8 protein-coding genes are annotated in these 9,098 nt (G+C 54.7%); 3 read left to right on the forward strand and 5 right to left on the reverse strand.

All coding sequences use genetic code 11. The annotated features are described in order from the left end of the window. Positions 1-86: 86 nt before the first annotated feature. The 4 genes from glnA to ABWO67_RS07195 all read right to left on the reverse strand — a co-directional run bounded on the left by glnA (position 87) and on the right by ABWO67_RS07195 (position 4,457). A complete protein-coding gene (gene glnA, locus ABWO67_RS07180) occupies positions 87-1,499 on the reverse strand; it encodes a type I glutamate--ammonia ligase (RefSeq protein WP_353149588.1) in 1,413 nt (470 codons plus the stop codon). A gap of 185 nt (positions 1,500-1,684) precedes the next feature. After that, positions 1,685-2,866, reverse strand: a complete 1,182-nt coding sequence (gene hemW, locus ABWO67_RS07185; protein WP_353149610.1) for a radical SAM family heme chaperone HemW — start codon at positions 2,864-2,866, stop codon at positions 1,685-1,687. Positions 2,867-2,932: 66 nt separating this feature from the next. Continuing rightward, on the reverse strand, positions 2,933-3,550 hold the full coding sequence (gene rdgB, locus ABWO67_RS07190) for an RdgB/HAM1 family non-canonical purine NTP pyrophosphatase (RefSeq protein WP_353149592.1): 618 nt from the start codon (positions 3,548-3,550) through the stop codon (positions 2,933-2,935). Next, a complete protein-coding gene (locus ABWO67_RS07195) occupies positions 3,543-4,457 on the reverse strand; it encodes a LysR family transcriptional regulator (protein WP_353149595.1) in 915 nt (304 codons plus the stop codon). The genes rdgB and ABWO67_RS07195 overlap by 8 nt, the downstream gene beginning before the upstream one ends. A gap of 116 nt (positions 4,458-4,573) precedes the next feature. Here ABWO67_RS07195 and ABWO67_RS07200 point away from each other — a divergent pair, with 116 nt between their 5' ends. Then, complete coding sequence (locus ABWO67_RS07200; RefSeq protein ID WP_353149598.1) at positions 4,574-5,734, forward strand: acyl-CoA dehydrogenase family protein; 1,161 nt, start codon at positions 4,574-4,576, stop codon at positions 5,732-5,734. Positions 5,735-5,782: 48 nt separating this feature from the next. After that, the gene (locus tag ABWO67_RS07205; protein WP_353149602.1) at positions 5,783-7,141 is read left to right on the forward strand and encodes an MmgE/PrpD family protein; all 1,359 of its coding nucleotides are present in this window, start codon (positions 5,783-5,785) and stop codon (positions 7,139-7,141) included. Positions 7,142-7,212: 71 nt separating this feature from the next. Here ABWO67_RS07205 and rph read toward each other — a convergent pair whose 3' ends face one another. Further along, positions 7,213-7,968 (reverse strand): ribonuclease PH, encoded by a 756-nt coding sequence (gene rph, locus ABWO67_RS07210; RefSeq protein WP_353149605.1) that lies wholly within the window; start codon positions 7,966-7,968, stop codon positions 7,213-7,215. Positions 7,969-8,059: 91 nt separating this feature from the next. Between rph and ABWO67_RS07215 the strand changes: the two genes are divergently transcribed. Next, the gene (locus ABWO67_RS07215; RefSeq protein WP_353149607.1) at positions 8,060-8,992 is read left to right on the forward strand and encodes a YicC/YloC family endoribonuclease; all 933 of its coding nucleotides are present in this window, start codon (positions 8,060-8,062) and stop codon (positions 8,990-8,992) included. The last annotated feature ends 106 nt before the right edge of the window (positions 8,993-9,098 follow it).

Genomic DNA, 9,098 nt, shown 5'->3' on the forward strand with positions numbered 1-9,098 from the left:
AAACCAAACCGGCCTGCTCATCGCGCTAATTCAACATGCCCACATCACCGGCATCCGCAACCCGCGCTGCGGGATTGCCGTTGTGATTAAAGGCTGTAATACATGTCGAATTCAACAGGATGAGGAGTCATGCGCATGCGCGTCACATCAGCCATCTTGAGTTCGATATAGGCATCCAGCATGTCATTGCTGAAAACGCCGCCGCGTGTCAGGAATTCGCGATCCTGATCCAGCGCAGCCACGGCCTCTTCCAGCGATGAGCATACCGTTGGGATTTTCGCATCTTCTTCTGGCGGCAGATCGTACAAGTTCTTGTCGGCAGGATCGCCGGGATGAATCTTGTTCTGCACACCGTCCAGACCAGCCATCATAAGGGCCGCGAAGGCCAAGTAAGGATTGGCGAGCGGATCAGGGAAACGCGCTTCGACACGTCGGCCCTTCGGGCTGCTGACGTAAGGAATACGTATCGACGCCGAACGGTTGCGCGCGGAATAAGCCAGTTTGACCGGTGCTTCATAATGGGGCACCAGACGCTTGTAGGAGTTGGTGCCTGGATTGGTAATTGCGTTAAGGGCCTTGGCATGCTTGATGATGCCGCCTATGTAGTACAAGGCAAATTCAGACAAGCCTGCATAGCCATTGCCTGCAAACAGGTTCTGGCCATCTTTCCAGATGGATTGGTGCACGTGCATGCCCGAGCCGTTATCGCCCATGATTGGCTTAGGCATAAAAGTAGCCGTCTTGCCATAGACATGCGCCACATTGTGGACCGTGTATTTCAGAATTTGATTCCAGTCGGCGCGCTGCACCAGCGTGCTGAACTGCGTACCGATTTCCAACTGCCCCTGCCCGGCGACTTCATGGTGATGGACTTCCACGGGCACGCCTTGCTGTTCCAGCAGCAAACACATTTCGGAACGCATGTCATGGAAACTGTCGACAGGAGGCACCGGCACATAGCCGCCTTTGACGCCAGGACGGTGGCCTTGATTGCCGCCCTCCATGTCCAGCCCACGCGACCATGGCGCTTCATCGGATTTGATTTTGACAAAACTGCCCGACATATCGTCGTTCCAGGTAATGCCGTCAAATACGAAAAATTCAGGTTCAGGACCAAAGTAGGCGGTATCGCCCAAGCCACTGGACTTCAAATAGGCTTCAGCGCGCTTGGCAAGCGAGCGCGGGTCACGGTCGTAGCCTTTCAAGTCAGATGGCTCAACGACGTCGCAAGTCAGGATCAGCGTAGTCTCTTCACGGAATGGATCCAGGTGGGCCGTTTTGGCATCGGGAATCAGCACCATATCGGATGCCTCGATACCTTTCCACCCGGCTATCGACGAGCCATCGAAAGCCACGCCGGTTTCCATTCTTTCTTCGTCAACCGCATGACCCGGAACAGTCAGGTGATGCTCTTTACCCAATGTATCGGTAAAGCGGAAATCAACAAAGGCAACTTCACGATCTGCAATTAACTTGACAACTTCTTGCGGGGTGGACATATAGGCTCCTGAACCAATGAAATCGAAAAATGATGATGAGATAGAACTAGATAAGCAATAGACGTGCCAGCTTTTAGAGATAGAAAATGCAGGAGGCTCCGATTCGAAGCACTATTTCTCACCAGTTTGGGGCATAACGCACCATGATGGTGCAAATTGTAGTGCACAAGTCGTTAGTCGTCTTGTTAATCTAAAAATTCGGCTTGCAAATCGTTCAAAAATCGCCAGCCAAGCGGCGTTGCCTGAAAGCGGGAAGGATCCGGCTCGAGCAAACCTTTGGAAACCGCCCTGTTAATGGCCGGTGCAATCGACAAAACAGACAAGCCCGTGTGCTCGCGAAAGCTGCTTGCCGGAACACCTGCTTTCAGGCGCAATGCATTCAGCATGAACTCAAAGCCTAGCTCCCCTGGCGCGATAACGCGCTCTTCAGCGACATGGCTGCCATCGCGCCGCACGGCATTCTGCATCCACGAGCTAGGGTTCTTGAGCTTGGCCTGACGAATGATTTTGTCATGAAACGACAACTTGCCATGTGCGCCCGGCCCTACGCCTAGGTAATCACCGAATTCCCAATAGTTGAGATTATGCAGGCACCGTTGGCCTGGCTTAGCGTACGCCGACACCTCGTATTGCTCCCATCCGCCTGCACTGGTTGCCTCGGTGATCAAATCCTGCATCGCCGCACTGGTATCGTCATCTGGCACCACCGGCGGATACTTGGCAAAAACGGTGTTGGGCTCAAGCGTCAAGTGATATAACGACAAATGGCCGGTCTCGAATGACATGGCCTGCTTCAAATCCTGGGCGCAAGCCTCGACCGACTGTTGCGGCAAGGCGTACATCAAGTCCAGGTTCACCCGCTGGACCGCGCGTTGCGCAATGGCTATGGCATCGCACGCCTGGCGGCCATCATGGATGCGGCCTAAGGCCTTAAGCGCCTGATCGTCGAAACTTTGTATACCCAAGGAAATGCGATTAACGCCGCTGGCGGCATATTCTGCGAAGCGCCCCGCCTCGACAGTGCCCGGATTGGCCTCCATGGTAATTTCAGCATCCGGCAAAATGTTCATGCAGGCGCGAAACAGGGACAACATGTCGTCCAAAGCTCTGGCCGATAGCAGGCTAGGGGTTCCCCCGCCAATGAAGATAGACACAACCTGACGGCCCCACACCAGCGGAAGCGCTTGTTCCAGGTCGGCCTGCAGGGCAGCCAAATACTCTCGCTCCGGCACTTCGTTTTTCAATTCGTGAGAATTGAAATCGCAATAAGGACACTTGCGTACGCACCAGGGAACATGAACATACAAAGACAAAGGAGGAAGACTAGTCAGCTTGGACACCGGAGCGGCGCCGACGCGAGGAATCACGCCCGGCTTTCTGACCTGACTTTCGGGCACTATGGAGAAGGTAGGATGCACCAAGGTCTCTGAAAATTAGTTAGAAACAGTAACGACTGCCTGCGCAGTCAGGGCCTGCAGCAATGCTTTCAACGCCTGGCCCCGATGGCTGCAACGGTTTTTCACTGCAGGATCGAGTTCGGCCACGGTTTTACCCAATGCCGGCACGTAAAAATGCGGATCGTATCCAAAACCATTAGCGCCTCTTGGCGTATCCACGATTTCACCCTGCCATACGCCCTGGGCAATGATGGGCATGGGATCATCAGCTGATTGAACATACACCAGAACCGCAACATAACAGGCGGACTTATCACTGCTGGTCTCCAGCTGGCGTAAAAGATGCAGATTATTCGCTGCGTCAGACTTCTCGCCGCCTGCTAATGAAGCAAAACGCGCCGACAGCACGCCAGGGGCCCCGTGCAAAGCCTTCACGCATAGTCCGGAATCATCTGCCAGCGCCGGCAAGCCCGTAAGACTGCTGGCATGCCGGGCCTTGGCCAGCGAATTTTCGACAAAAGTTAAAAAAGGCTCGGGTGCCTCGGGCACGCCCAACTCGCCCTGTGCCACCATCTCGATACCCGCCTGGGAGAGAATGGCTGAAAATTCCTTGAGCTTGCCCGCATTATTAGAAGCAAGAACTACTTTAGACATTACTGTTCTCCTTGGAACCATCCTTGACCAGCAAGGAAACGAGTTCCTTGGCAAATACAGGAAGCCTGTCGAATTGCCGAACACAAATATGCAGGCGCCTCAGCGCCCATGCATCGTTCAGGGAAATAATCTGCAAAGGAAGATCCTTTACGTACCGGCGCGCGGCGGTTTCAGGAACCACGCCTATGCCCACGTGTGCGGCAATCATGCGACAGGCCGCTTCGAAATTACTGACCTCGACGCGAAAGCGCAAGACCCGCCCCAAGTCATCAGCGGCTTGCAACAAAAAAGCGTGAATGGCACTTGCCTCGGACAGGCCAACATAGTCGTAACTCAGCGTGTCATCAAAATCGACGCTTTTGTGTTCTGCCAACGCATGATCCTTATGGGTGACCAGCACCAGGCGATCTGTTCTGTAGGGCAAGAACTCTATGTTTTCGCCACCGCCCTCTTGTGCGGTAATACCTATGTCGGCTGTACCATCGGCAACGGCTTTGACGACCAAATAGCTGAGTCGTTCACGCAGCTCGACGTTGACATCGGGATGCGCTGCCAAATAGGTCGCCAATATGTTCGGCATGAACTCATTCATGGCCGTGGTATTGGCATACACCCGCACCCGGCCCTTCACCCCGCTGGCGTACTCTTGGATGTCCCCGCGCAAATGTTCAAGCTGGCGCAGCACGATTCTTGCGTGCCGAACAAAGGCTTCGCCCGAAGGAGTCAACGTCACACCCTGGCTGTTGCGATAGAAGAGCGCTGTGCCTAAGTGATTTTCCAGATTTTTGACGCGGTTACTGGCCGCAGGCAACGATAGAAAAGAACGCTCGGCACCCTTGGTCATGCTTTGGGCGCCCGCGACGTTGACCATAAGCTGCATATCGGTCAGATCAAAGTGCATTGCCATGTATAGATGTTCTCTTCAAAATTGGTAAACCCCCGCTTAACTAAGCAATAATTGGCAAGAGGCTCACGTTAAGGCAAAGTTATAGCCATTGTAATAAAACCGGACGCTTATCTACCATGCCGCACTCCCCACACGCTTTCCAGGAAATCCGCGATGCTATCCGCGACCTGTGTTCACAATTCCCTCCCGAATATTTCCGCAAGATCGATCACGAGCGCGGATACCCCGAAGAGTTCGTCAACACCCTGACCGAAGCTGGCTGGCTCGCCGCCTTGATCCCCGAAGAGTACGGCGGCTCGGGCCTGAGCCTGACAGAAGCCTCGGTGATCATGGAAGAAATTAACCGTAACGGCGGCAATTCCGGCGTATGCCACGGGCAAATGTACAACATGGGCACGCTGCTGCGCCATGGCTCGACCGAGCAGAAACAACGTTACCTGCCCCGTATCGCCACCGGGGAATTGCGCCTGCAATCCATGGGCGTTACCGAACCCACAACCGGCACCGATACCACAAAAATCAAAACCACCGCAGTCAAGCAAGGCGACCGTTACGTCATCAATGGGCAGAAAGTCTGGATCTCGCGCATCCAGCATTCCGACCTGATGATTTTATTGGCACGCACCACCCCGCTGGAACAGGTCAAGAAAAAATCCGAAGGCATGTCGATTTTTATCGTCGACCTGCACGAAGCCATAGGCAAGGGCATGGAAGTACGCCCCATCCTTAACATGGTCAACCACGAAACCAATGAATTGTTTTTCGACAATTTGGAAATCCCCGCCGAAAACCTTATCGGCGAAGAAGGCAAAGGCTTTAAGTATATCTTGGATGGCCTGAATGCTGAACGCAGCTTGATCGCAGCCGAATGCATAGGCGATGGCTATTGGTTTATTGACAAGGTCTCGGCCTATGTAAAAGAACGCATTGTCTTTAACCGCCCTATCGGTCAGAACCAGGGTGTGCAGTTCCCCATTGCGCGCGCGCACATTAATATTGAAGCCGCCAGCCTGATGCGCTACGAAGCCTGCCGTCTTTATGACGCCCACCAACCTTGCGGGGCGCAGGCCAACATGGCCAAACTGCTGGCCGCCGACGCATCCTGGGAAGCGGCCAATGCCTGCTTGCAATTCCATGGCGGTTTCGGTTTTGCGAACGAATACGATATTGAACGCAAGTTCCGTGAAACCCGCCTTTATCAAGTGGCGCCCATTTCCACCAACTTGATATTGTCCTACGTCGCTGAACACGTACTTGGCCTGCCCCGCTCTTTCTAGAGCAGCCTGGCTGTTAACCTACCTTGTAACACTTAGCTGGAACTTGCCATGACTCATCCCAGTGCTGAACTTGCAGAATTCGCCGCCCAACTCGCTTACGAAGATATCCCACCGGCAGTGTTGCGCCGCACGGAAGACCTGATGCTCGACTGTCTGGCCTCTGTGCTGGCTGGCTCCAGCGCCCGCCCGGTGCAAACCATCGCTCAATTCGCCGATACTATGGGGCCCGCAAGCGGGCCATCCGAGAACATGGTTACCCGGCGCAGCACCAGCCCTTTGTTTGCTGCAATGGTCAATGCCGCCTCGGCGCATATGGTCGAACAAGACGACGTTCACAACGGTTCAGTTTTTCATCCTGCCGCTGTCGTCTTCCCGCCTGCCATTGCGGTGGCGCAAGCCCTCGGACGATCCGGTAAAGATTTGCTCGTCGCCTGCGTCGCCGGCTATGAAGTAGGCATTCGGGTTGGCGAATTCCTGGGTCGCTCGCACTACAAGATCTTCCATACCACAGGTACGGCGGGCGCCTTAGCTGCCGCGGTAGCCGTCGGCCGCCTGCTTAACCTGAACAACGAGCAAATGCTTAATGCATTGGGTTCGGCCGGTACGCAAGCAGCGGGGTTGTGGGAATTCTTGCGCGATGCCGCCGACTCCAAGCAGCTGCATACGGCCAAGGCTGCCGCCAACGGCCTGACAGCAGCCTACCTGGCGCATGACGGGTTCACCGGCGCAAAGCGCATCCTTGAGGGCCCTCAGGGCATGGGAGCAGGCATGTCGCAGGACGCCGATCCCGCCAAGCTGACGGACGGTCTAGGTTCTCGCTGGACTGTGTTGGAAACTTCGTTCAAATATCACGCCTCATGCCGCCATACGCATCCCGCCGCGGATGCTCTGCTGCAAATCGTGAAGGCACACGAATTGGCCATAGGCGATATCGCCAGTGTTGTTGCCCATGTACACCAAGGCGCCATTGACGTGCTAGGTCCTGTGGTCAATCCCACCTCAGTGCATCAGTCAAAATTCTCTATGGGGACAGTGCTTGGTTTGATCGCACAACAAGGTCGCGCGGGCCTGCCCGAATTCGACGCTGCCCTGGACGACCCTGCTATTGCGAGTTTCCGCGGCTTGGTCTCGATGCAATTGGACGCTGAAGTGGACGGCGCTTACCCACGGCAGTGGATAGGCAAAGTTACCGTACAAACTCGTGACGGCCAAACTTTTTCAGGCCGTGTCGACGAACCCAAAGGCGACCCTGGCAATACATTGTCTCGTCAGGAAATTGAAGACAAGGCCTTGCGACTTGGCACTTATCGCAATGCAGCCACTAAAGAAGAAAGCCAAGCCCTCGTCAAGCACGTATGGGACTTGGAAAAAGTGGAACTGGTCGGGCGATTCGTTACCGAGCAATAAAGCAAGATCTATATAGGGCCGATATTATCGGCCCTAGCCTTGGCGGCCCCTTGATTGGGCCGCCTTTTTTATTATGCCAGTGCTTGTTTTTGCAAAACTACAAGTTGCGCAATGCCATCTTGCGCCATATCCAACAGCGCGTCTAATTCGCTGCGTTCAAATGCCTGCCCTTCTGCTGTGCCCTGCACTTCCACAAAACGGCCTGCGCCTGTCATCACAACATTCATATCTGCGTCGCAACCTGAATCCTCAATGTAATCCAGGTCAAGTACGGGACGACCACTGACTAGGCCAACAGAAACTGCCGCAACGTGGTCGATAATAGGATCGCTAGCCAGCAGATTCTGTTGGCGCAGCCCGCGTATCGCAATCGCAGCCGCCACCCAGGCACCAGTGATGCTGGCGCAACGTGTGCCGCCATCAGCCTGCAACACATCGCAGTCCAGATGAAGCGTACGTTCGCCCAACGCCGTCAAATCAAACACCGCCCGCAAGCTGCGACCGATCAAACGCTGGATTTCCTGCGTGCGGCCGCTCTGCTTGCCACGTGCGGCTTCGCGATCGGAACGCGTATGTGTGGAGCGCGGCAGCATGCCATATTCAGCGGTAACCCAGCCTTGACCCTTGCCCTTCAAAAAGGGCGGGACCTTTTCCAGCACACTGGCATTGCATAGCACATGCGTATCGCCCGCTTTGATTAGCACCGAGCCTTCGGCATGCCGGGTATAGCCGACCTCAATGGACAGTGGCCTCAAGGTAGTGGTGGAACGCCCGCTTGGACGAACGATAACGGAATCAGAGGAGGATACGAGCGTGGATTCAGACAAAAAGAAACTCCATTTGGTAGCGGTAATCAATAAGGCAAGATACTCTCATCTTACAATACCTACTTTACGTAAAAGAACAGGACTCCCTCTTATGATCCGTAGCATGACCGCTTTCGGCAACGCACGCGCCGAATCCGTGCAAGGCAGCATCACGATCGAATTGCGCACCGTTAACAGCAGATTTCTGGATATCAACTTCCGGCTGCCGGAAGATCTGCGCATGGTGGAGGGCTTAATTCGCGAAAAGCTAAATCAAACGGTTACGCGAGGCAAAGTCGACATCCGTGTCAATTATTCTCGGGCCGAAACCCGCGCCAACGTCAGCCTGGATTCCCAGTACCTGGCCACCCTGGCCAGCCAGCTGCAGGCCGCGCGCCAAGTCATTCCGGATACGCCTGCTCCGCGCTTAAGCGAAATGCTGGCAGGTTCGGGCGGCGCTGAAAGCAACTCATTCGACCCAGAAATCTGGACCGCCATGTGTCAGGAGGCCATCAGTCAAGCGTTGACCGAACTTCAAGCCGCACGTGAACGCGAGGGTCAGCGTCTGGCCGCCATGATGCAAGAATGCGCCGTCGAAGTCAGCAATATTGTTGACCAGGTCGAAAAAGAACTGCCGGCGTTACTGGCCGAACATCAGGAAAAAATCAGCAATAAACTGCGCGATGCGCTACTGGCCGTAAGCCCGGATGGTTTCGCGCAGATCAGCGGCGCTGAACTCTCTGCCCGCATCGCCCAGGAAGCATCACTGTTTTCCCTTCGCATCGATGTTGCCGAAGAACTATCGCGGCTGCGTTCGCATATCGCCGAGCTGGAACACTTGTTGAGCACCGGCGAAACAAGCAGCCGTAAAGACAAGAAGAATAGCGGCAGCGCCGGCAAGCGCCTGGATTTTCTATTTCAGGAAATGAACCGCGAGGCCAACACCCTGGGATCCAAGGCGAGCGCTCTTAGCGTCACACGTGCTGCCATTGATCTTAAATTACTGATCGAGCAAATGCGTGAGCAGGCGCAAAATATCGAATAAGCGAAAGCCCATCTAAGCTGATCATTAGCATCAACAAAAATCCGGCTCAATGTGGCCGGTTTTTTTTGAGTGACGTCCTGGGTAGAGTAGCCAGGCTTTTCCCTTA

The sequence above is a fragment of the Pollutimonas bauzanensis genome (assembly GCF_040393045.1).
GTDB lineage: Bacteria > Pseudomonadota > Gammaproteobacteria > Burkholderiales > Burkholderiaceae_B > Pollutimonas > Pollutimonas bauzanensis_A.